The sequence below is a fragment of the Streptomyces sp. NPDC101118 genome (assembly GCF_044759445.1).
Taxonomy (GTDB): Bacteria; Actinomycetota; Actinomycetes; order Streptomycetales; family Streptomycetaceae; genus Streptomyces.
Genome location: NZ_JBIVZG010000004.1, coordinates 320,332 through 339,946, shown reverse-complemented (window position 1 = coordinate 339,946; position 19,615 = coordinate 320,332). Strand labels below are relative to the sequence as shown.

Annotated in this window: 20 protein-coding genes and 1 riboswitch; of the genes, 8 read left to right on the top strand and 12 right to left on the bottom strand. The window is 74.1% G+C overall.

The window, feature by feature from the left end; all coding sequences use genetic code 11:
• Nucleotides 1–16: 16 nt before the first annotated feature.
• Entirely contained in the window at nucleotides 17–913 is an 897-nt protein-coding gene (locus tag ACIQUQ_RS10410; protein WP_403973531.1) for a hypothetical protein, read from the bottom strand.
• Between the two features lie 139 nt (nucleotides 914–1,052).
• Here ACIQUQ_RS10410 and ACIQUQ_RS10405 point away from each other — a divergent pair, with 139 nt between their 5' ends.
• Nucleotides 1,053–1,451 (top strand): hypothetical protein, encoded by a 399-nt coding sequence (locus tag ACIQUQ_RS10405; protein ID WP_403973528.1) that lies wholly within the window; start codon nucleotides 1,053–1,055, stop codon nucleotides 1,449–1,451.
• Nucleotides 1,452–1,629: 178 nt separating this feature from the next.
• On the opposite strand, the gene ACIQUQ_RS10400 is transcribed toward ACIQUQ_RS10405, so the two are convergent.
• The 3 genes from ACIQUQ_RS10400 to ACIQUQ_RS10390 all read right to left on the bottom strand — a co-directional run bounded on the left by ACIQUQ_RS10400 (nucleotide 1,630) and on the right by ACIQUQ_RS10390 (nucleotide 4,135).
• Entirely contained in the window at nucleotides 1,630–1,797 is a 168-nt protein-coding gene (locus ACIQUQ_RS10400) for a hypothetical protein (RefSeq protein ID WP_403973526.1), read from the bottom strand.
• 58 nt (nucleotides 1,798–1,855) lie between these two features.
• A complete protein-coding gene (locus tag ACIQUQ_RS10395; protein WP_403973524.1) occupies nucleotides 1,856–2,275 on the bottom strand; it encodes a hypothetical protein in 420 nt (139 codons plus the stop codon).
• Between the two features lie 273 nt (nucleotides 2,276–2,548).
• The gene (locus ACIQUQ_RS10390) at nucleotides 2,549–4,135 is read right to left on the bottom strand and encodes an MFS transporter (RefSeq protein ID WP_403973522.1); all 1,587 of its coding nucleotides are present in this window, start codon (nucleotides 4,133–4,135) and stop codon (nucleotides 2,549–2,551) included.
• Between the two features lie 135 nt (nucleotides 4,136–4,270).
• On the opposite strand from ACIQUQ_RS10390, the gene ACIQUQ_RS10385 reads away from it, so the two are divergent.
• Nucleotides 4,271–4,849, top strand: coding sequence for a helix-turn-helix domain-containing protein (locus ACIQUQ_RS10385; protein WP_403973520.1), 579 nt, complete (start codon nucleotides 4,271–4,273; stop codon nucleotides 4,847–4,849).
• A 25-nt stretch (nucleotides 4,850–4,874) separates the two neighbouring features.
• Here the strand turns inward: ACIQUQ_RS10385 and ACIQUQ_RS10380 are convergent, their stop codons facing one another.
• The 3 genes from ACIQUQ_RS10380 to ACIQUQ_RS10370 all read right to left on the bottom strand — a co-directional run bounded on the left by ACIQUQ_RS10380 (nucleotide 4,875) and on the right by ACIQUQ_RS10370 (nucleotide 6,264).
• The gene (locus ACIQUQ_RS10380) at nucleotides 4,875–5,051 is read right to left on the bottom strand and encodes a hypothetical protein (protein ID WP_399943734.1); all 177 of its coding nucleotides are present in this window, start codon (nucleotides 5,049–5,051) and stop codon (nucleotides 4,875–4,877) included.
• 187 nt (nucleotides 5,052–5,238) lie between these two features.
• The gene (locus tag ACIQUQ_RS10375) at nucleotides 5,239–6,024 is read right to left on the bottom strand and encodes a CbtA family protein (protein WP_403973517.1); all 786 of its coding nucleotides are present in this window, start codon (nucleotides 6,022–6,024) and stop codon (nucleotides 5,239–5,241) included.
• A 21-nt stretch (nucleotides 6,025–6,045) separates the two neighbouring features.
• The gene (locus tag ACIQUQ_RS10370) at nucleotides 6,046–6,264 is read right to left on the bottom strand and encodes a CbtB-domain containing protein (protein ID WP_399943729.1); all 219 of its coding nucleotides are present in this window, start codon (nucleotides 6,262–6,264) and stop codon (nucleotides 6,046–6,048) included.
• A gap of 34 nt (nucleotides 6,265–6,298) precedes the next feature.
• Nucleotides 6,299–6,442: riboswitch (cobalamin riboswitch) on the bottom strand.
• A gap of 4 nt (nucleotides 6,443–6,446) precedes the next feature.
• On the opposite strand from ACIQUQ_RS10370, the gene ACIQUQ_RS10365 reads away from it, so the two are divergent.
• Complete coding sequence (locus ACIQUQ_RS10365) at nucleotides 6,447–6,872, top strand: histidine phosphatase family protein (protein WP_403973515.1); 426 nt, start codon at nucleotides 6,447–6,449, stop codon at nucleotides 6,870–6,872.
• Nucleotides 6,873–6,878: 6 nt separating this feature from the next.
• On the opposite strand, the gene ACIQUQ_RS10360 is transcribed toward ACIQUQ_RS10365, so the two are convergent.
• The gene (locus ACIQUQ_RS10360; protein ID WP_403973512.1) at nucleotides 6,879–9,818 is read right to left on the bottom strand and encodes a HAMP domain-containing protein; all 2,940 of its coding nucleotides are present in this window, start codon (nucleotides 9,816–9,818) and stop codon (nucleotides 6,879–6,881) included.
• A 77-nt stretch (nucleotides 9,819–9,895) separates the two neighbouring features.
• Between ACIQUQ_RS10360 and ACIQUQ_RS10355 the strand changes: the two genes are divergently transcribed.
• Nucleotides 9,896–10,813 carry an RNA polymerase sigma factor SigF gene (locus ACIQUQ_RS10355; RefSeq protein ID WP_403973510.1) on the top strand — a complete coding sequence of 306 codons (918 nt, stop codon included), beginning with the start codon at nucleotides 9,896–9,898 and terminating at the stop codon, nucleotides 10,811–10,813.
• Here the strand turns inward: ACIQUQ_RS10355 and ACIQUQ_RS10350 are convergent.
• The 3 genes from ACIQUQ_RS10350 to ACIQUQ_RS10340 are packed head-to-tail and all read right to left on the bottom strand — an operon-like array spanning nucleotide 10,743 to nucleotide 12,156.
• Complete coding sequence (locus ACIQUQ_RS10350) at nucleotides 10,743–11,402, bottom strand: ATP-binding protein (protein ID WP_403973508.1); 660 nt, start codon at nucleotides 11,400–11,402, stop codon at nucleotides 10,743–10,745. The two genes, ACIQUQ_RS10355 and ACIQUQ_RS10350, sit on opposite strands and share 71 nt — an antisense overlap.
• Nucleotides 11,395–11,799: an STAS domain-containing protein gene (locus tag ACIQUQ_RS10345; protein WP_403973505.1), complete on the bottom strand. Its 405-nt coding sequence runs from the start codon at nucleotides 11,797–11,799 to the stop codon at nucleotides 11,395–11,397. The genes ACIQUQ_RS10350 and ACIQUQ_RS10345 overlap by 8 nt, the downstream gene beginning before the upstream one ends.
• Before the next feature lie 42 nt (nucleotides 11,800–11,841).
• Nucleotides 11,842–12,156, bottom strand: coding sequence for a PRC-barrel domain containing protein (locus ACIQUQ_RS10340; protein ID WP_403973502.1), 315 nt, complete (start codon nucleotides 12,154–12,156; stop codon nucleotides 11,842–11,844).
• Nucleotides 12,157–12,343: 187 nt separating this feature from the next.
• Here ACIQUQ_RS10340 and ACIQUQ_RS10335 point away from each other — a divergent pair, with 187 nt between their 5' ends.
• The 3 genes from ACIQUQ_RS10335 (at nucleotide 12,344) to pucL (ending at nucleotide 15,719) form a co-directional block, all read left to right on the top strand.
• A complete protein-coding gene (locus ACIQUQ_RS10335; protein ID WP_403973500.1) occupies nucleotides 12,344–13,084 on the top strand; it encodes an SDR family NAD(P)-dependent oxidoreductase in 741 nt (246 codons plus the stop codon).
• Nucleotides 13,085–13,142: 58 nt separating this feature from the next.
• Entirely contained in the window at nucleotides 13,143–14,525 is a 1,383-nt protein-coding gene (locus ACIQUQ_RS10330) for an aspartate aminotransferase family protein (RefSeq protein ID WP_403973498.1), read from the top strand.
• Nucleotides 14,526–14,801: 276 nt separating this feature from the next.
• Nucleotides 14,802–15,719 carry a factor-independent urate hydroxylase gene (gene pucL / locus ACIQUQ_RS10325; RefSeq protein ID WP_403973495.1) on the top strand — a complete coding sequence of 306 codons (918 nt, stop codon included), beginning with the start codon at nucleotides 14,802–14,804 and terminating at the stop codon, nucleotides 15,717–15,719.
• 88 nt (nucleotides 15,720–15,807) lie between these two features.
• On the opposite strand, the gene ACIQUQ_RS10320 is transcribed toward pucL, so the two are convergent.
• On the bottom strand, nucleotides 15,808–18,036 hold the full coding sequence (locus tag ACIQUQ_RS10320) for a SpoIIE family protein phosphatase (RefSeq protein WP_403973493.1): 2,229 nt from the start codon (nucleotides 18,034–18,036) through the stop codon (nucleotides 15,808–15,810).
• 164 nt (nucleotides 18,037–18,200) lie between these two features.
• On the opposite strand from ACIQUQ_RS10320, the gene ACIQUQ_RS10315 reads away from it, so the two are divergent.
• The gene (locus ACIQUQ_RS10315) at nucleotides 18,201–19,607 is read left to right on the top strand and encodes an FAD-dependent oxidoreductase (protein WP_403973491.1); all 1,407 of its coding nucleotides are present in this window, start codon (nucleotides 18,201–18,203) and stop codon (nucleotides 19,605–19,607) included.
• Nucleotides 19,608–19,615: the final 8 nt, after the last annotated feature.

The window sequence follows — 19,615 nt, the reverse complement described above, 5'->3', positions numbered from 1 at the left end:
CTCAACACAACCGAGCTTATGGGGTATGCGGGACCCTTCCGGACACCCTTGGGAAAATCCGTCCCCGCTCCCGGGAGGGCAGCCGGCCCGACAGCCAGGCACCGAGCGCGAGGACCAGCCCGGCCCCCAGCACCGCCCAGGCGCCGGCCCGCAGAAAGGCCGTCAGCGCGTCGTACACCACCCCCGCGGCCGCCCGGTCGACGTCGGCCGGCAGGTCGTCGAGGGTCAGCCGGCGGCACACGGACACGGCTCCCGCCAGCAGCAGGCCCCCGGCCGCGAGACCGGTCCCGGCGGCCACGAGCAGGGCCCTGCGCCGCCGGGTGAACACGACCGCCGCACCGAGCAGCAGCAGGGTGACGGCGGGCAGCCGGACGCCGGCGTTCTGCAGCACGTGGAAGCCCTTCCTGAGCGTGCCGAGGTTCTCGTACTCCATGACCGTGACCGCGGTGCGGGCGACCGGGATGCGGTCGACGAACGGCACGCCGTCGGCCGTCAGGTCCGCCTTCACCTCCGCGACGACCGGCGCGAGGTCGACGGTGACGGTGTCGCCCGTGCCCCCGTCGAGGGCGTCCGTGAAGGCGGTGTGCGCGGCCCGGTTCGCCGCGTTCCACGCCGTCCGGAACGCCTGGGTGCCGACGAAGGAGGAGGTCGCCTCACCCAGCAGCCGCTCCGCGCCGGCCTCGACCGGTCCCGCGTCGATCTGCCGGGCGAGCGCCGACGCGGCACCCCGGGCCACGGCTCCGCGTACCGCGCCGTCCTCCGCGAGCGGGGCCATGACGACGACGTACTCCTCCTCGTCGCCGAGCACCCGGTCCGCCCAGATCGCCACGGCGCCCAGCGGCACGAGCACGGCGAGCAGCGCGATCACCACCGCGCTCCACACCGCCCGCACCGCCGTCGCCCGAGTCCGCACGGCACCAGGGAACGCGGGCCCCCGGGCGTGGCGCGACCGGAGCTGCTGCGCACGGGTGACGGAGATCCACTTGCCGGTCCGGGGGCGCGGGTGTGCCCTTGAGGGTGGGGAGGCCGGGGGCCGGCGAAAGGAGCCCGCGATGGCACATGCCGCACCCAGCGCCGCCAGGCGGCACATGGGCACGATGAGTGAGATCCACACCGGGACCTGGCTGGGTCCACTGCTGATCGGTGCCGTGTACGGGATCTACTGCGCGTTCATGAAGCGCGACACCGGTCCCGTGGACGCGGCCAACGTCTTCTACGGGATCCTGTGCGGGGTCCTGTTCGCGGGGCTGATGTTCCTGCTGCTCAGGTACGGGAAGAACGTGGTGCGGGAGATCCGGGCCGCCCTGTGGTTCTCCTTCGCCGGCATCTCGATGGGCTACCTCTACAGCCTCACCGGCGACAGCATCTGGCGCACGGTCGTGGTCGCGCTGTCGGTGGCCCTCGGCGTCGGCGTCGCCGCCTTCTACTGGTTCTACCAGCACGAACCGTAGGCCCGTACTTTCGGCCGTCCGGGTCGGGACGAAAGCCCGATGCCCCGGCCGGCCCGCCCGGCGCAGCATGGTTGCAGGCGCCGGTTCCCGCGCCCCGTGGTCGAACCTCACACATGACCACTCTCCGTTGCCGAGGGCGCGGGAACCGGCGCTCATCCGTGCCGGTCCGGCGTACGGGTCAGTCCTGCGGCGTGCTCCCGCGCTTCACGGGGTCCCGCCGGGTCCCGGTCGCGGGGCGCGGCTCGGGCTCGGGGCCGGTCCCGGCGGGGTCCTGGGGCCGGGGGGTGGAGCGGGCGGCTTCCGCGCGCAGCATGGCGTTGAGCGCCGCGAAGGGGTCGAAGGGCATGGCGGACGTCCTCACGGTGTGGGGGGTGTCGGGGTACTCGCGTCTGACGCCGGGGCCGTCAGCAGCGCAGGACCACGCACCTCACCGTGAGCAGGGATGCGCCGGGCCCGGGTGCGGCGGACCGCACGCGGGGCACGCCGGCGGCCGGCGGCTCCGGGGCGGGGGTGCCGCCCGGGGTCCGGCCGGCGGGCGTCCTCGGCTCCGCGCCGCGCGCGGAATGGCGTACCGCGAAGCGGAGCTCCGTGTCCCAGGGCACCGGCTCGCCGGAACCCTCGCCGGACCCGCCGGGTGCACCGGGGCCCTCGGCCGGTGCCGGGGCGAGGGGGAGTGCCGGGGCGGCCGGGGCCGCGGGAGCGGTGGGAGCCGGACACGCGCCGGCGGGGGCGGCCGTGGCGGGGGTGCCGCCGCCCAGCAGCGTGAGCAGCACGAGGCAGACCGCCACCAGGGCCTTCGTCAGCACGTACCGCGTCCCGCTCATGCACAGGAGCTTCCCGCGCCGCTCGGCTCCCGTGCCCGACGTGACGCAGAACCCCCCGATGGGAGGACGGCACGCGTCCGGTTGGGCAGCGGCCGACGGCGGCTCGTGTGCCCGGCCGCCGGCCGCTGCGGACCGGCACGAGGAGATCCCCGTCCGCCCGTCACCACCCGCCGGAACAAAGGCCGTTGGCGGTATCACGTGCGGCGTGCCGGCAAACCCCGTGCGCGTCACCGCAGTTGGCGACACGTACGGTCGCACGGGGTGACCGGACCGTCACCTGCGGCCGTTCGGGTGATCGGCCCCCGCGGCCGCGACCGGGCGTGTCGCGCGCGCCGGGCGGGCCGTCGTGTGCGCCAGGGCCAGCAGCAGGGCCCCGCAGGCGGTGACCAGGGCCCAGCCGGGGCGGGCGGCCGAGGCCAGTCCGGACGGGGCGGCGGACGCCACCAGACCGCCCGCCACGGCGATGCCGACCGCGGAGCCCAGCTGGCGCGCGGTGGAGGTGATCGCGCCGGCCACCCCGGCCCGGTCCGGCGGCAGACCGCTCACCGCGGTGTTGGTGATCGGGGCGTTGGCGAACCCGAAGCCGGTGCCGACCAGCCCGTACGCCACCAGGAGCGGCGGCACCCCGGTGTCCGCCGGGAGCACCAGCAGGAGCAGCCCGCCGGCCGCGATGAAACCGCCGGCCAGCGCGAGCGGCAGCCGGGGCCCGCGGCGCCCGGTCAGCCGGCCCGACAGGGGCGCGCACACGGTCGCCCCCAGGGCCATCGGCAGCGTCGCCGCCCCCGCTGCCGTCGGCGTCCACCCCCGCGCCTCCTGGAGGTACAGGGTGGTCAGCAGCAGCGCCACGCTCAGGGCGGTGAACACGGCCACCGCCCCCACCACCGCGCCCGCGAACACCGGCCGCCGGAAGAGCGCCAGGTCCACCAGCGGCTCCGGCCGCCGGGACGCCACCCGTACGAACACGGCCCCCGCCCCGGCGGCCAGCGCGTACAGGCCCAGCACCACGGGCGAGGCCCAGCCGAAGTGCGGCCCCTCGATCAGGGCGCCGACCACCGCCCCGACCAGCAGGACCAGCAGCACCTGCCCCGGGAGGTCGGGCCGCCGGGCCCGCGGTGCCCGCGACTCCGGTACGAAGAACACGCTCAGCAGCAGCGCCACCGCGACGACCGGGGCGTTCACCCAGAACACCGAGCGCCAGCCGAGCGCTTCGACGAGCGCGCCGCCCGTGACGGGACCCGCGGCCATGCTGAGCCCGAACACCGAGGCCCACACGCCGATGGCCTGCGCCCGTTCCCTGGGGTCGGGCATCGCGTTCACCACGATCGCGAGCGCCACCGGACTGAGCATCGAGGCGCCGACGCCCTGCACCGCACGGCCCGCGACCAGCAGCCCCGCCGAGGGGGCCGCGGCGCACAGCAGCGAGGCGGCGCCGAAGACGGTGAGCCCGAGCCGGAACACCCGGCGGCGGCCGAACCGGTCCGCCAGCGCGCCGGAGGAGATCAGCAGGCTCGCCAGCACGAGGGTGTAGGCGTCCACGGTCCATTCGAGGCCCCGGGTGTCCATCCCCAGGCCCTCGCCGATCGCGGGCAGGCCCACGTTGACGATGGTGGTGTCCAGGCCCACCAGGAACATGCTCAGGCAGCAGACCGCCAGCACGGTCCACCGGCCGCGTCTGCTCAGCGCCGGACCGGCGGCCGGGGCCGACGCCGCGGTCACGGACCCGGGCGGCGGTCCGGGCCGCGGTCCGTCCACCGGCCCGTTCACCTGCCCGTCCACCGGCCCGTTCACCTGCCCGTCCACCGGCCCGTTCACCGGCCCGGTCTCGGGCCCGCTCGCGGGCCCGGGGGGATGGGTCGTCATGGCTGCGCTTCGCCTCTCGGCTCCGGGTTCGTCTGCCCGGCCAGGCTCCGCCCGGACGGCCGCACCGGCCGAGCGTCTTTGCGGAAACCGCAAAACGGCCCCGGCCGACGGCCCGGCGGCCCCCACAATGGGGCCGTGGACGAGGAACTCGAGCGGGTGCTCGACGGCATCGGCCCCCGGCTGCGCACCCTGCGCCGGGACCGCGGGCTCACGCTGGAGGCGCTCGCCGCGACGACCGGCCTCTCGGTGAGCACGCTCTCCCGGCTGGAGTCCGGGAAGCGTCGCCCGACCCTGGACCTGCTGATCCCGCTCGCCCGGGCCCACCGGGTGGCCCTGGACCAGCTGGTGGCCGCGCCGGCCAGCGGCGACCCCCGGGTGCACCTGCGGCCGCTGCGCCGCAGCGCGGGCAGCGTCCTGGTGCCGCTGACGCAGTACCCGGGCCGGGTGCAGGTGTTCAAACAGGTGCTGGCGCCCCGCGAGCCGAAGCTGGTGAAGCACGACGGCTACGAGTGGCTGTACGTCCTGGCGGGGGAGCTGCGGCTGGTCCTCGGCGGCGCCGAGTTCACGCTGCGGCCCGGCGAGGTGGCGGAGTTCGACACGGGGGAGCCGCACTGGTTCGGCCCGGCCGGGCCGGAGCCGGTGGAGATCCTGCACCTGTTCGGGCCGCGGGGCGACCAGGCCGTCGTACGCACCGCACCGGACGCGGCGAGCTGACCCGGCCCGGCCCGGAGGCCACCGCCTAGGTGCTGACCATGAACCCGAGGACCACCGCGTGCGCGCCGAGGACCAGCGCGGCGAGGTGCAGCCCGGCGTGGCCGTAGTCGTGGAAGACCAGCTGGCGTACGAGTCCGCCCAGCGCGGCCAGGGTGGTGATGATCGCTATCTGCGGGACCAGCAGCACGTGCAGGAAGGGCACGAGCCCCAGCAATAACGCGTTCAGCCAGAACGGCGCGGAGCCCGTCCAGCCGTACCAGTACCAGACCCGCTGTCGCGTGACAGGTTCGTTCACGGCGCCGCCCCCCGGATAACTCGCCCTTGTGACAGGGCCGTTGTACCCGAAGGGGCAGCGTGTGAAGTAGTCCTGAGAAGGCAGAAACAGCTCCTCAGGCGGCAGTTGCGGCGGAATTGCCGGCGGTGTTCCCCGCCGGCGCGGCCGGCGCGGGCTCCAGCACCCGCTCCGCGAGGATGCCGAAGGCCACGCCGAAGGCGGCCCACAGCGTGGCCTGGATCGCCAGGGAGGCGAGCCTGAACTGCCAGATCAGGGTGGCCGGGAAGTCCGCCGGCACCTCGTTCACGGCGGGCAGGAACGCGTACGCCAGGGTGATCACGGCGACGAAGAACACGCCCGCGGCGACGGAGGCGTTCCAGTTGCCGAGCCTGGGCGCCAGCCGGCGTCCCAGGATCACCGCACCCGCCGACAGCAGCACGCTCAGCGCGATCATCAGCAGGTAGAGCACGGTGCGCTTCCCGGCGGTGTCGGGGTCGCCGACGGCCGGGGGGTTGGCGGGGTACTTGAAGAACGGCACGAGCGTCACGGCCACGAAGGCCCCGGCCGTCACCAGTGCGGCCGTCGCCCGCGCCCCGAACCGCCCGATGCGGCCCAGGACGAAGCAGAAGACAAGCGCCGCGATGCCGCCCAGCGCGACGCCGTAGAGCACGACGCCGGTGGCCAGACCGGCCGTGGACTGCAGGGCGCGGCTGACGACCTCCTCGGCGTGCTCGTGGGCGTGGCCGGCGGCCGCCGCGTGGGCGCCCGCCTCCTCGATGGCGATGGCCGCGTCGACCTTCGACTCACCGAGGAAGTACGAGACCAGCATCGCGAGCACGCCCGCGACCAGCCCCGCCAGCATTCCGCGGACCAGCAGGGCCCGTACGGAGACAGAGTTCACGATCGGTTCCTCGCCGTTGGATCAGTGGCAGGGGAAGCCGAGGAGGTGGCGGCCGTCGTGCAGCCACTCGTGGATGGTCTCGCCCTGCATGACGGAGGTGGCGCCCTGCTCGGCACCGACGAAGTAGAGCAGGACCAGCATCACGACGCCGAAGAACACGGCCCAAGGAGCCAGCGTCTTCAGGGAGATGGGGGCGATGGGGGCGACTTCGGTCGTCGCGGGCACGGCGGTCTGAGCCATGGCAGTACCTCCAGAGGGAACACGCGTCCCGGTCAGTGGTGCACTCAACGACGGCTACGGGTCTGACTCACCCCGCCCGTGGGAGGGGATTCACAGTGGCGCGACCGTGCCGGATTCTCACCGGTGCTTCCGTCATACCGTCGTCATGTCGTCCGAGACCGTACCGCGTTTATGCTCCGCTTATGAACCCCCCATCGGTACGAGTTCGCCTGGTCACCCCGCTCCTGGACGGCGACGCGGGGCGGGGGCGGTTCGGCGCCGGAGGCCCGTTCGGCCTTCGTACGGGGGTCTGGGCCGGCCGCACGCTGGACGAGGTGGCCGCCGAGGACCCGGCCGCCGTGCACCGCTGGCTCACCGACCCTGCGTACGCGCCCCCCGGCGGCGAATCGGTCGAGGAGCTGGTCGCCCGTGCCGGGGACTGGCTGGCCGGACTTGCTCCGGGCCCGCACCGCGTGGAGGCCGAGCAGGCCTTCGTCCGCGCGGCCGTCGTGCACGCCCTGGGCCTGCCGCCGGCGGTCTTCTGGCGGCTGGACGCCCGCCCCGGCACGACGACGGAACTCAGCGGCCGCGCGGGCCGCTGGAACCTCAGGCTCGGCTCGGCGGTGTAGGGCCCCTCAGTCCACCGCCAGCCAGGTCCGCACGGCGGCCAGCAGCCGCTCCGGGTCGACCGGCTTGGTGACGTAGTCGGTGGCCCCGGCGGCCAGGGCCTCGGTCCGGTCGTCCGGCATGGCCTTGGCCGTGACCACCACGACCGGCACCGTGGCGAACTCGGGCATCGCGCGGATGGCGCGGGTGGCGGCGTACCCGTCGAGCCCGGCCATCATCAGGTCCATCACGACGAGTTCCACCTCCCGGTGGGCGATCAGCAGCTCGATGCCGGCCTCGCCGTTGCCCGAGCTGAGCACCTCCATCCCGGCACCGCGCAGGATCTCGGTGAGCGCGAAGACGTTGCGGGGGTCGTCGTCGATGACCAGCACGGTGCGTCCCGCCAGGGTCGCCGTGCCGGTCTCCTCGCCCAGCTCCTCGGCCGCCGTCCCGGACTCGTCGGGAGCCCGCTCCGCGGCGTCCCGGCCGATGCGCACCGGCAGGTACAGGGCGAACCTGCTGCCCTCGCCCTCGGTGCTCCGCACGGTGATCACGCCGCCGAGCAGCACCGCCACCTCGCGGCTGATGGTGAGGCCCAGGCCGGTGCCGCCGTAGTGCCGGGCGATGGTGCCGTCGCCCTGCTGGAAGGCGCCGAAGACGGAGTCGAGCCGGTCCTGGGGGATGCCGATCCCGGTGTCGGTGACCGTGAACGCGAGCAGGGGGCCCGCGCCGCGCAGCTCCGTCGGGACCAGGTCGGGGTCCGGGACCTCGACGCCGAGTTCGACGCCGCCGGTCTCGGTGAACTTGAGGGCGTTGGAGACCAGGTTGCGCAGCACCTGGCGGACCCGGGACTCGTCCGTGACCAGTTCGTCGGCGACGTCGGTCGCGGCCGAGACGCGGAAGTCGAGGCCGCGTTCGTCGGCCACCGGGCGGAAGGTGGCGTCCACGTAGTCGAGCAGGCGGCGCAGCGAGACCGGCTCGGGGTGCACGTCCATCTTGCCGGCCTCGACCTTCGACAGGTCCAGGATGTCGTTGATCAGCTGGAGCAGGTCGGAGCCGGCGGAGTGGATCACCGTGGCGTAGTCGACCTGCTTCTCCGTGAGGTTGCCGTCGGGGTTCTGGGCGAGCAACTGGGCCAGGATCAGCAGGCTGTTGAGCGGGGTGCGCAGTTCGTGGCTCATGTTGGCCAGGAACTCCGACTTGTACATCGAGGTGCGGGACAGCTGCTGGGCGCGTTCCTCCAGCTCCTGGCGGGCCTGCTCGATCTCCAGGTTCTTGCGCTCGATGTCGCGGTTGCGGTCGGCCAGCAGGGCCGCCTTCTCCTTCAGTTCGGCGTTGCTGCGCTGGAGTTCGCCCTGCCGGACCTGGAGTTCCTGGGACCGGGCGCGCAGTTCGACGGTGAGGCGCTGGGAGCGGTCGAGGAGCTCGTCGGTGCGCGCGTTGGCGATCAGGGAGCCGACGTTGACCGCGGCCAGCTCGGCGAACTGCTCCAGGAAGTCCCGGTGCACGGGGCTCCAGGGCCGCAGCGCGGCCAGTTCCAGCGCGCCCAGCACCTGGTCCTCGGCCACGATGGGCAGCACGATGAGGGTGGTCGGGTCGATGGCCCCGGTGCCGGAGGCGACCGTGGCGTAACCGGGCGGTACGTCGTCCACGACGAGCGGTCTGCGGTCGAGCGCGGCCTGTCCGACCAGCGACTGGCCCGGCAGGAAGCGCCGGGGGCCGTCGGCCGGGTCGTCGGGCAGGCCGTACGAGGCGATGGCGACCAGTTCGGTGCCCGCGGAGCCCGGCTGGGCGAGGAAGAAGCTGCCGTACTGGGCGGAGACGAGCGGCGGCACCTCCCGCATGATCAGCTCGGCGACGGCGGGGAGGTCCCGCAGGCCCTGGATCTGGCCGGACACCCGGGCGAGGCTGGTCTTGAGCCAGTCCTGCTCCTCGTTGGCGCGGGTGGTCGCGCGGAGCGACTCGACCATGGCGTTGATGTTGTCCTTCAGCTCGCCGACCTCGCCGGGGGCCTCCACGGCGATGGACCGGGTCAGGTCGCCCTCGGCGACGGCGCTGGTGACCTCGGCGATGGCGCGGACCTGGCGGGTGAGGTTGCCGGCCAGTTCGTTCACGTTCTCGGTCAGCCGCCGCCAGGTGCCGGAGACGTCCGCGACCTCGGCCTGGCCGCCCAGCCGGCCCTCGCTGCCGACCTCGCGGGCGACGCGGGTGACCTCTGCGGCGAAGGAGGACAGCTGGTCGACCATGGTGTTGATGGTGGTCTTGAGCTCCAGGATCTCGCCGCGGGCGTCGACGTCGATCTTCTTCGTGAGGTCGCCCTGGGCGACGGCGGTGGTGACCTGCGCGATGTTGCGCACCTGGTTGGTCAGGTTGGTCGCCATCGAGTTCACGTTGTCGGTGAGGTCCTTCCAGGTCCCCGAGACGCCGTGGACGGTGGCCTGGCCGCCGAGGTTGCCCTCCGTGCCGACCTCGCGGGCCACGCGGGTGACCTCCTCGGCGAACGCCGACAGCCGCTCGACCATCGTGTTGATGGTCTCCTTCAGCTCCAGGATCTCGCCGCTGGCCTGGACGCGGATCTTCTGGGTGAGGTCGCCGCGGGCCACGGCCTGGGCGATCTGCGAGATGTTCCGGACCTGGGAGGTCAGGTTGTCGGCCATGCTGTTGAAGCCGGTGGTCAGCTCGCGCCAGACGCCGCCGGCCCGCGGCACGTGGGCGTGCCCGCCGAGCAGGCCCTGGCCGCCGACCTCCTGCGCCACCCGGGTGACCTCGCTGGTGACGAGGGAGAGCTGGCCGACCATGCCGTTGTAGACGGCGGCGATCTCGCCGGGCAGCCCCGGCACGTCCTCGGCCAGCCGGACGGAGAAGTCGCCGTCCCGGACGGCGGTCAGCCCGGCCAGCAGCTCTTCCAGCGCCCGATCCGATTCAGCCATGAATGACCTCATATGACGTCGACTGTTCCACTTTGTCATGAGAAGGGGTCGGTGGCCCGTACGCCGGGTATAAACCGGTCGGAACTGCCGCCCGCCGACCACGTCGGAGGACCGTCATGCACCGCACCGCACCGCGCTCCGTCCAGGAGCCGCTCCCTACCGGCCCCGGCCCCGCAGCCGGGGAGGACGCCCTGCGGGGAGCCCCCGCCGGACTGTCCGCGGAGATCCCGCAGGATCCGCTGAAGGTCAGCACCGCTGACGCGCGGACCCTGTCGGTGGTGCTGTTCCGCCGTCTGGCGACCCTCATGGAGGGCACGCCCGAGTACTCGTACGTCCGCAACACCCTCGTCGAGCTCAACCTCAGCCTGGTGAAGTACGCCGCCCGCCGCTTCCGCGGGCGGAGCGAGCCGCTGGAGGACATCATCCAGGTCGGCACCGTCGGCCTGATCAAGGCGATCAACCGCTACGACGTGGAGCGCGGGGCCGAGTTCACCTCCTTCGCCCTGCCGACCATCACCGGCGAGATCAAGCGCTTCTTCCGCGACACCAGCTGGGCCGTACGGGTCCCGCGGCGCCTCCAGGAGCTGCGCCTGGACCTGGCCAAGGCCTCCGACCAGCTGGAGCAGGACCTGGGCCGGGGCCCCACCGACGCGGAGCTGGCCGCCCGCCTCGGCGTGAGCGAGGACGAGCTCTCGGAGGGCCGGCGCGCGGCCCAGGCGTACTCCACCCGCTCGCTGGACGCCCCGGTGCAGGAGGACGCCGACCCGGGCACGGTCCAGCGGTCACTGGGCCAGGAGGAGGCGGCGTACGAGCGGATCGAGTGTCTGGAGGCGCTGAAGCCGATGCTCGCCGAGCTGCCGGAGCGGGACCGGCAGATCCTCTCCCTGCGCTTCGGCGAGGAGCTCACCCAGGCCGAGATAGGGGCCCGGCTGGGCATCTCCCAGATGCACGTCTCGCGGCTGCTCAGCCGGACGCTGGGCGCGCTGCGTTCCGGCCTGCTGACGGATGACCCGCCCCGGGACGACGCCCCGTGAGGCCGGGCGCGCCGCCCCCGCGGCCGTCCCGGTCCGGGTGACCGCCCGGCCCGGGCAGTTCCTGCCCGTGGTCCCCGGGCGACCGGTGGCCGTCCCCTTCGTACCGCAGCGGTGACGGCACCTCCAGCCACACGGTCTTGCCGCTCCCGACGGGGCGCCAGCCCCACTCGCGGGCGAGCCGCTGGAGCACGACCAGCCCGTGCCCGCCCGGCTGGGCCGGGTCGCCGGCCGGGCGGAGCCGCGGCGCTTCCGGACTCCCGTCCGTGACCTCGACGCGCAGCCGCTCGGGAGTGTGGTGCAGGACCAGCTCGCTGGGGCCGCCCGCGTGCATGCAGGCGTTGGTGACCACCTCGGAGACCAGCAGCAGCACGTCCTCGACGACGGCCCAGCGCTCCTCCTGCTCCGGAGGCAGACCGGCGTACGCCGGCCCGTCGACGGACGGGAACCAGTGCCAGTCGGCGAGGGCTTCGCGGGTGAAGTCGCGGCAGCGGGTGACGACGCCCCGCGTGCCCCGGAGCGCCAGTCGCCGGGTCTGCTCGCCGGGGCGGGCCGCCGGGGACGGGCCCGGGGAAGGGTCCACGTCACTCATCGCTGCCTCCCCGTCCGTCCGCCAGTGCCGTCGCCAGGTCGGCGTGCACCGGGAAGACCTGCTCCGCGCCGGTGATGCGGAACATCCGGGCCACCGGCCGCGGCAGTCCGGCCAGCTCCAGCCGGGCTCCGGCCTCCTCGGCCTCCAGTCTGCCGCGCAGCAGCACGTTCAGGCCCGTGGAATCGCAGAAGCTCAGCTCCGCGCAGTCCACCAGCAGGCGCGGCGCCCCGCTCCGCAGGGCGGCGGTCAGGGCCTCGCGGAGGGGTTCCGCCGTGTCGTGGTCGAGCTCCCCCGCCAGGGAGAGCACCACGGCCCCGTCCACGGGGCGCGACTCCACTGCGAAGCGTCCGCCGCTCCGCTTCTCCGGTTCCGGCCCTCCGGCCGCTGCCGACACCATGGCAAGCCCTCCCGCTCCGTCGTCCAGGTCCCGGGTCCAGGGTCACATGTGGCGGTTCGCGTAGTACTGCTCGACGAGACGGATGAAGGCCACGTCGTCGTCGTGCTGCCCGCTCTCGAAGTCGGGCGAGTCCTTGATCTCGTCCTTGGTCGCCGCCAGGTGGACCGTCTGCGCCTCGTCGTCCACCCGGGCCACCAGGGTGGCGGGGACGACCACGCTCCTGCCGAAGATCCAGGGTCCGGTGTCGACCACGACGAACTGCCGGCCGACGTACTCGGAGTGCCTGTCGATCTTCCCGATGTGTCCGTCCGATGCTTCGACCCGGTACCCGATGAGCTGGGCCATATCGGTGGCCATGGCGTCCTCCTTGCCCCGGTATGCAACCCGATACACAGCGCGGCTACCCCGTGGCCCCGGTCTCATTCGGTACGGCCGGGTGCGGAACCCTAGCCTCCTTGTTTCCGTCCCTCGGAATCAAACTTCCGTCTAGCGGTAGATGGACTATGCTTTCCCGCTCCATCCGGCACGACCATGGGAGCACTGCATGACCGAGAGCCGCGTTGCTCTGATCACCGGATCCTCCTCCGGGATCGGGGCCGCCGTCGCCCGGCGCCTGGCTGCCGCCGGCCTCCGGATCGTGGTCAACTCCGCCCGCAGCGAGGAGGCCGGCAAGGCCCTCGCCGCGGAACTCCCCGACGCGGTGTACGTACGCGGCGACGTGGCCGACGCCGGGGACGCGCGCCGCATCGTGGCCGCCGCCGTGGAGGCGTACGGACGCCTGGACCTGCTCGTGAACAACGCCGGGACCACCCGCTTCATCCCCCTCGACGACCTGGACGGCGCCGACGCCGCCGCCTGGCGGGACATCTTCGGGGTCAACGTCATCGGCGCCTGGCAGATGAGCACCGCCGCCGCCCCGCACCTGCGCGCCTCCGGCGCCGGCGCGATCGTGAACGTCTCCTCGGTCTCCGCCACCCGCGCGCTCGGCAGCTCCGTCCCCTACGCCGTCAGCAAGGCCGCCCTCAACCACATGACCCGGCTGCTGGCCTCCCAGCTCGGCCCCGAGGTCCGGGTGAACGCCGTCGCCCCCGGACTGATCGACACCCCCTGGTACGACGGGGCGGACCAGGTCTGGGAGAGCTCCCGCGACTGGATCACCGAGAACACCCCGCTGCGCCGCGTCGGCACCCCCGAGGACGTGGCCGAGGCGGTCCGCTACCTGGCCGACGCCGCCTACACGACCGGCGACATCCTGACCGTGGACGGCGGGCGGCACGTTGTCTGAGCACACGCCCGCGTCCGGCCACACGTCCGCGTCCGGCCACACGCCCGCGTCCGCCCATATGCCCGCGTCCGACCGCGCGCCGGCGGCACGGGCCGAGCGGCTGCGCGCGGAGCGCGACCGGGTCCGCGCCGCCGACCGGGCCCACGTCTTCCACTCCTGGTCCGCCCAGGCCCTCATCGACCCGCTGCCCATCGCCGGGGCCGAGGGCAGCCACCTCTGGGACTACGAGGGCAACCGCTACCTCGACTTCACCAGCGCCCTCGTCTACACGAACATCGGCTACCAGCACCCGAAGGTCGTCGCCGCGATCCAGGAGCAGGCCGGCCGGCTCTGCACGCTGGCCCCCGGCCTCGCCGTGGAGCCGCGCTCGGAGGCCGCCCGGCTGATCGCCGAGCGGACCCCCGGCGACCTGGACAAGATCTTCTTCACCAACGGCGGCGCCGAGGCGGTCGAGAACGCGATCCGGATGGCCCGGCTGCACACCGGCCGCCCCAAGATCCTGAGCGCGTACCGTTCGTACCACGGCGCCACCGCCGGGGCGATCAACGTGACCGGCGACCCGCGCCGCTGGGGCTCCGACACCGGCACGGCCGGCACGGTCCACTTCTGGGGACCCTTCCTCTACCGCTCGCCGTTCCACGCCGGCACCGAGCAGCAGGAGTGCGAGCGGGCGCTCGCCCACCTGGAGGACACCATCGTCTTCGAGGGCCCGGCCACCATCGCCGCCGTCGTGCTGGAGACCGTCCCCGGCTCCTCCGGCGTCCTCGTGCCGCCGCCCGGCTACCTGGCCGGCGTACGGCGGCTCTGCGACCGGTACGGGATCGTCTTCGTCCTGGACGAGGTCATGGCCGGCTTCGGCCGCACCGGCCGGTGGTTCGCCGCCGACCACTGGGAGGTCACCCCCGACCTGCTGACCTTCGCCAAGGGCGTGAACTCCGGCTACGTCCCGCTGGGCGGCGTCGCGATCTCCGCCGAGATCGCGGAGACCTTCGCGACCCGCCCGTACCCCGGCGGCCTCACGTACTCAGGCCACCCGCTGGCCTGCGCCGCCGCCGTGGCCACCATCAACACCATGGCCGAGGAGGGGGTCGTCGAGCACGCCGCCCGCATCGGCGCCGAGGTGCTGGGCCCCGGTCTGCGGGAGCTGGCCGCCCGCCACCCGTCGGTCGGCGAGGTGCGGGGCACGGGCGCCTTCTGGGCGCTGGAGTTCGTACGGAACCCCGAGACGCGGGAGCCGCTCGTGCCGTACGCGGCCACGGGCGAGGCCAACGCCCCGGTGAACGCCTTCGCCGCGGCCTGCCGCAAGCGCGGCCTCTGGCCGCTGACCACGATGAACCGCACCCACATCGCCCCGCCCTGCACCATTTCCGAGGCCGAGGCGCGGACCGGCCTGGAGATCCTCGACGAGGCCCTGGCCGTCACGGACGCGCACGTCGACTGAGGGGCGGGCCCGCCCCGCGCGGAGCGTGCGCAGGTGTGGGCGGTTCCGACGAAGAACCGCCCCCGCTCTCGGACGATCCGCGCGGGGACGAACCCCCAGCAAGCGTGTTGCAATCCGATGAACCACCTACGGACCGGGATGCACGTCAGTCCCGGGGCGGTCCCCCGGGACCGAACGGCGGGGGGTGACCGTCCGGGGAAAAGGGCTCCGGGGCGGACGCCGGACGCCGGGCGTACGGGATCCGATGGACTCCGCGTACCCGAAGGACACCAGAGCATGAGCAAGCACGTCCTGGCCCAGAACCAGTACGGCAAGGCCGAGAACCGCATCGTCAAGGTCACCCGCAAGGGCAGCGACGGTTCCTGGCACGAGATCCGCGACCTCAACGTCTCGGTGGCGCTCCGCGGCGAGTTCCGCGACGTGCACCTGACCGGCGACAACACCAACTGCCTGCCGACGGACACCACGAAGAACACCGTGTACGCCTTCGCCAAGGAGCACGGCGTGGAGTCCCCGGAGGCCTTCGGCATCCTGCTCGCCAAGCACTTCGTCTCCTCCCAGTCCCCGATCCGCGAGGCGCAGATCCGGATCGAGGAGTTCGCCTGGGACCGGATCCCCGTGCCGACCCGCAAGGAGCAGCACTCCTTCGTCCTCAAGGGCCAGGAGGTGCGCACCGCGCAGATCACCTACAGCGAGACCACGGGCCTCCAGGTCATCTCCGGCCTGAAGGACCTGACCGTGATGAACTCGACCGACTCCGAGTTCCACGGCTACATCAAGGACAGGTACACGACCCTCCAGGAGGCGTACGACCGCATCCTGGCCACCAAGGTCACCGCCCGCTGGGCGCACTCCAACCTGGCCGCCGAGGACGCCGGTCACGACTGGGACCGGTCGTACAAGAAGGTCCGCAAGCACATGCTGGAGGCCTTCGCGGAGACGTACTCGTACTCGCTCCAGCAGACCCTGAACCAGATGGCCGAGCGCGTGCTCGACAACTGCCCGCGGGTCAACGAGGTCCGCCTCAACCTGCCCAACAAGCACCACTTCCTGGTGGACCTGGAGCCCTTCGGCCTCAAGAACGACAACGAGGTCTACTACGCCGCCGACCGGATGTACGGCCTGATCGAGGGCACCATCCACCGCGACGGCGTCACCCCGGTCATCGCGACCAGCGACTGGATCACCGCCTGACGCACCCCGTCCCGCCCCGGGCCGGCCCCGCCGGCCGGCCCGGTCGCATGACTCTCGGCCGGCGCGGTGGCGCTCCGCCGGCGGCCGGTCACGCGACCCGCACCACGACCAGGCTCGTGTCGTCGTCCGTGTCGCCGATGACCCCGGTCATCAGGCGGTCGGCCTGCTCGTCCGGCGGGCCCGGGCCCAGCAGCTCCGCCGCCCGCCGGAAGGCCTCCAGGCTCTCGTCCAGACCCGTGTGCCGGCGCTCGACGAAGCCGTCCGTGTAGAGCAGCAGGGTGTCCCCGGGCCGCAGCTGAACCGTGGCCTCCTCGTACGCGGCCCCCGGCAGGGCGCCCAGCAGCACGTTGTGCGGCCCGGTCAGGAAGCGCGCCCGGCCGTTCCGCAGCAGCAGCGGCGGCGGGTGACCCGCGCTCGTCCAGCGCAGCGAGTGGTCCGCCCGGTCGAAGAGCGCCGCCAGCGCGGTGGCGGTGGGCTGGCTCGAAGTGTGCAGGGTGACCTCGTTCAGCCAGGCCATCAGCCTTCCGGGGGCCCGTTCCGCGAACGCCAGCCCGCGCAGCGCGCCCCGCAGGGCGATCATCGACGTGGCGGACGCGATGCCGTGCCCGGCGATGTCCCCGACGGTGACCAGGGCCTTCCCGCCGGGCAGCGTCTGGACGTCGTACCAGTCCCCGCCCACCCGGTCCTCCTCCACGGCCGGCCGGTAGCGGGCCGCGACCTGGAGTCCCGGCACGGTCTCCAGCGTCGGCGCCTCGGGGACGATCGCGTGCTGGAGCCGCAGCACCAGGCGGTTGCGCAGCACCGCGTCCCGCTGGACGGCGCTCAGCTGGTCGAAGGTCGCGTTGAGCGCCACCTCGGTGTGGTGCTGGGCGGACACGTCCTGGAAGACGCCCACCACGCCCGTGGCCGCCCCGCCGCCGAGCACCGGCTCGGCCGCGATGCGCACGTGGCGCACCCCGCCGTCGCCGCGCACCACCCGGACCAGCGCCTGCCCGCCCTCGTGGCTCTCGGCCAGGGTGGTCAGCAGTTCCTGCAGCTCCGGCACGTCCTCCGGGTGCAGCAGGGGAGCCAGGGACCGCAGCGGTACGGGCGGGTCGCCGGGCCGCAGCCCGAAGACGGCGTACGCGTGCTCGCTCCACCGGGAGCCGCCGCCGGCGAGGTCGTCCTCGAAGGAGGCCAGTCTCTCCAGCCGTCCGAGGGCCCGCGTCAGCAGCGGACCCCGGTCCTCCGAGGTCCGCCACAGCGCCACCGCCCGGCCCTGCCCCAGCGGCACCACCCGTACGTCGCGCATCAGCGGCCGCCGCTCGCCGTCCGCGGGCAGCCGGTCGGCCACCTGGGGAGCGGTCGTGGCGGCGGCCCGTCCGGCCAGCGCCAGCAGTTCGGCGTGGGTGTGCGGGAAGACCTGGGCGGCCGGCCGCCCGACGCGGCTCGCGCCCCCCAGCGCCCGGAGGGCGGCCGGGTTGAGGTGCGCGACCGCACCGTCCGCCCCCAGCACCGCCCCCGGCCGGTCCAGCACGTCCAGCAGGGCGGTGACCAGCGGCGGCACGGCCGACACCGGTGCCTCCGCGTCCAGGACGTACGCCGTCGGCGCGCACAGGGCGGGCACGGTGCGCCGTATCTCCTCGGTCAGCTCGGCCGGCCCCGGCCAGACGGCCAGCGCCAGCCCGGTCACCGCCCCGTCGCGCACCAGGGGCACGAGGGCCCGGGCGGCCTCCGGGGCGGGGCCCGGCAGGCGCTCGCCCCGCTCCGGCGGGGTGCCGGCCGGCAGCCAGACGGGGGCGACCGACCGCAGCGCGCGGTGCAGGGGACCCTCGCCCTCGGGCGGGACCCAGTGCCAGTGCTCCGCCTCCTGCGGGCCGGCGCCGGCCTGGCCGGCCAGTTCCAGGCAGTCGGTCCCGGTGCGGCGCCACAGGAAGACGGCCCGGACGCCGAGGGCGCGCAGGCTGCCCTCCAGCAGCGAGGCTGCCGCGTCGGCGGCCGTGTCGTTCGAGAGGACCGCCGCGACACCGCGGCGCATCCGGCGGGCCTCCGCGGGCGGCGGTCCGGTGGACGTGGCCGGCACCCCGGGGGCGGCCGAGGGCGCCCCGGCCGCGCCGTTGACGATGTCGGCGGCCATGTCGGGCACGCCGAGGCCGGTGGACGCGGCCAGCCGGGTCAGGTGGTCCCCGGCCTCCGCCGGAGGGATGCGCAGCTGGCTGACCAGCACCCCGGTCGCGAGGTCGACGAGCCTGCGCCGGGCGCGGTCGGACCGCATGGCGGCGAGTTCCGCCGTCAGCTCGGCGACCGCGGCCGCCAGCCCGCTCTCTGGGACCGACATCCAGGCTCCCCGGCTGGTCTCGTCCCGGCTCCCCGGCTGGTCCCGGACCCGCGTCCCCGTGTTGCCCGGTCCTCGGGTGCCCCGTCTCGGTGCTTTTCCGTGGCAATCCACCCACTACAGGTGCATATCGGATTCTACGGCGGGGGTACGGGTACGTGCTGGTCATGAGCAGCGACATGGGGCCGTCGTACTGGGTGTCGAGCACCCCGCGCACCGGCCATCCCGCCCTGGACCACGACCGCACGGCGGACGTCGCCGTCATCGGCGGGGGCATCGCGGGCCTCTGCACCGCCTGGGAGCTGGCCGCGGCGGGGGCCGAGGTCGTCGTACTGGAGGGGGACCGCATCGTGCGCGGCGTCTCCGGCCACACGACGGGGAAGCTGACCGCGCTGCACGGCCTCACGTACGGCCGGGTGCGCAAGGAGCACGGGGCGGACGCCGCCGGGCTGTACGCGGCGGCCCAGCAGGACGCCATGGAGCGGGTGGCCGCCCTCTGCGCCGAGCTGGAGATCGACGCCGAACTGGAGCGCGCCCCGGCCTACACCTACACCACCGACCCCGGTGGCGTCGCCGAGCTGGAGGCGGAGGCCGAGGCGGCCCGCGAGGCCGGTCTCGACGCCGCGTTCGTGACGGAGACCGAGCTGCCCTTCGAGGTGGCGGGGGCGGTACGGGTGCCGGACCAGTACCAGTTCCACCCGCGGCGCTTCCTGCTCGGCCTGGCCGCCGCCCTCAGTGCCCGGGGCATGCGGATCTACGAGCACAGCAGGGTGGTGGAGGTGCACGAGCGGACGCACTGCCTGCTGCGCCTGGAGAACGGGAGCACCGTATCGGCCGGGGACGTGGTGGTCGCCACCGGCTTCCCGGTCACCGCGCACACGGCCCTGCTGGCCCGGCTGAGCGTGCGGCGGGAACTGGTGCTGGCCGCGCCGGTGGACGCGGAGAGTGCGCCGCGGGGCATGTACCTCACGCCCGAGGACGGCGTCCGGTCGGTGCGGACCGCCCCGTACGAAGGGGGGCGCAGGCTGTTGGTGGTCACGGGCGAGGCCTTCGAGCCCGGCGCCCCGGACACGGACGCGCGGCTGGCCCGGCTGGGGGAGTGGGCGGCCCGCTTCGGGATCGCCGAGCCCTGGTACCGCTGGGCGGCGCAGGACGTGCACTCGGTGGACGGGCTGCCGCTCGTGGGCCACGAGCACCCCGACACCCAGCACGTGTTCGTGGCCACCGGCTTCGGGGGCTGGGGGCTGACCAACGGGGTGGCGGCGGGGCCGCTGCTGGCCGCGCACGTCACCGGGGCGCCGCGGCCGGCGTGGACGGAGCTGCTGGACCCGCGGCGGCGGCTGCCCTTCCGGGACGTGCCGTCGGTGCTGCGCTCCCAGGCTTCCGTGGCCCGGCACTACGTGGCCGGGCGGTCGCACGTACGGTGCCCCCACATGGGCTGCGAGCTGGGCTTCAACACCGCCGAGCGGACCTGGGAGTGCCCGTGCCACGGCTCCCGCTTCGCGGCCGACGGCACGCTGCTCCAGGGGCCGGCGACGCGGGGGCTGGAGGAGGCGCCGGAGCCGCCGGAGTGATCGCGCGG

Bases quoted from the DNA above. Each gene is read 5' to 3' on its own strand.
- ACIQUQ_RS10405 (WP_403973528.1), top strand. From the start codon at position 1,053: ATGGCACATGCCGCACCCAGCGCCGCCAGGCGGCACATGGGCACGATG.
- ACIQUQ_RS10400 (WP_403973526.1), bottom strand. From the start codon at position 1,797: ATGCCCTTCGACCCCTTCGCGGCGCTCAACGCCATGCTGCGCGCGGAA.
- ACIQUQ_RS10395 (WP_403973524.1), bottom strand. From the start codon at position 2,275: ATGAGCGGGACGCGGTACGTGCTGACGAAGGCCCTGGTGGCGGTCTGC.
- ACIQUQ_RS10390 (WP_403973522.1), bottom strand. From the start codon at position 4,135: ATGACGACCCATCCCCCCGGGCCCGCGAGCGGGCCCGAGACCGGGCCG.
- ACIQUQ_RS10370 (WP_399943729.1), bottom strand. From the start codon at position 6,264: ATGGCTCAGACCGCCGTGCCCGCGACGACCGAAGTCGCCCCCATCGCC.
- ACIQUQ_RS10365 (WP_403973515.1), top strand. From the start codon at position 6,447: ATGAACCCCCCATCGGTACGAGTTCGCCTGGTCACCCCGCTCCTGGAC.
- ACIQUQ_RS10360 (WP_403973512.1), bottom strand. From the start codon at position 9,818: ATGACAAAGTGGAACAGTCGACGTCATATGAGGTCATTCATGGCTGAA.
- ACIQUQ_RS10355 (WP_403973510.1), top strand. From the start codon at position 9,896: ATGCACCGCACCGCACCGCGCTCCGTCCAGGAGCCGCTCCCTACCGGC.
- ACIQUQ_RS10350 (WP_403973508.1), bottom strand. From the start codon at position 11,402: ATGAGTGACGTGGACCCTTCCCCGGGCCCGTCCCCGGCGGCCCGCCCC.
- ACIQUQ_RS10345 (WP_403973505.1), bottom strand. From the start codon at position 11,799: ATGGTGTCGGCAGCGGCCGGAGGGCCGGAACCGGAGAAGCGGAGCGGC.
- ACIQUQ_RS10340 (WP_403973502.1), bottom strand. From the start codon at position 12,156: ATGGCCACCGATATGGCCCAGCTCATCGGGTACCGGGTCGAAGCATCG.
- ACIQUQ_RS10335 (WP_403973500.1), top strand. From the start codon at position 12,344: ATGACCGAGAGCCGCGTTGCTCTGATCACCGGATCCTCCTCCGGGATC.
- ACIQUQ_RS10330 (WP_403973498.1), top strand. From the start codon at position 13,143: ATGCCCGCGTCCGACCGCGCGCCGGCGGCACGGGCCGAGCGGCTGCGC.
- pucL (WP_403973495.1), top strand. From the start codon at position 14,802: ATGAGCAAGCACGTCCTGGCCCAGAACCAGTACGGCAAGGCCGAGAAC.
- ACIQUQ_RS10320 (WP_403973493.1), bottom strand. From the start codon at position 18,036: ATGTCGGTCCCAGAGAGCGGGCTGGCGGCCGCGGTCGCCGAGCTGACG.
- ACIQUQ_RS10315 (WP_403973491.1), top strand. From the start codon at position 18,201: ATGAGCAGCGACATGGGGCCGTCGTACTGGGTGTCGAGCACCCCGCGC.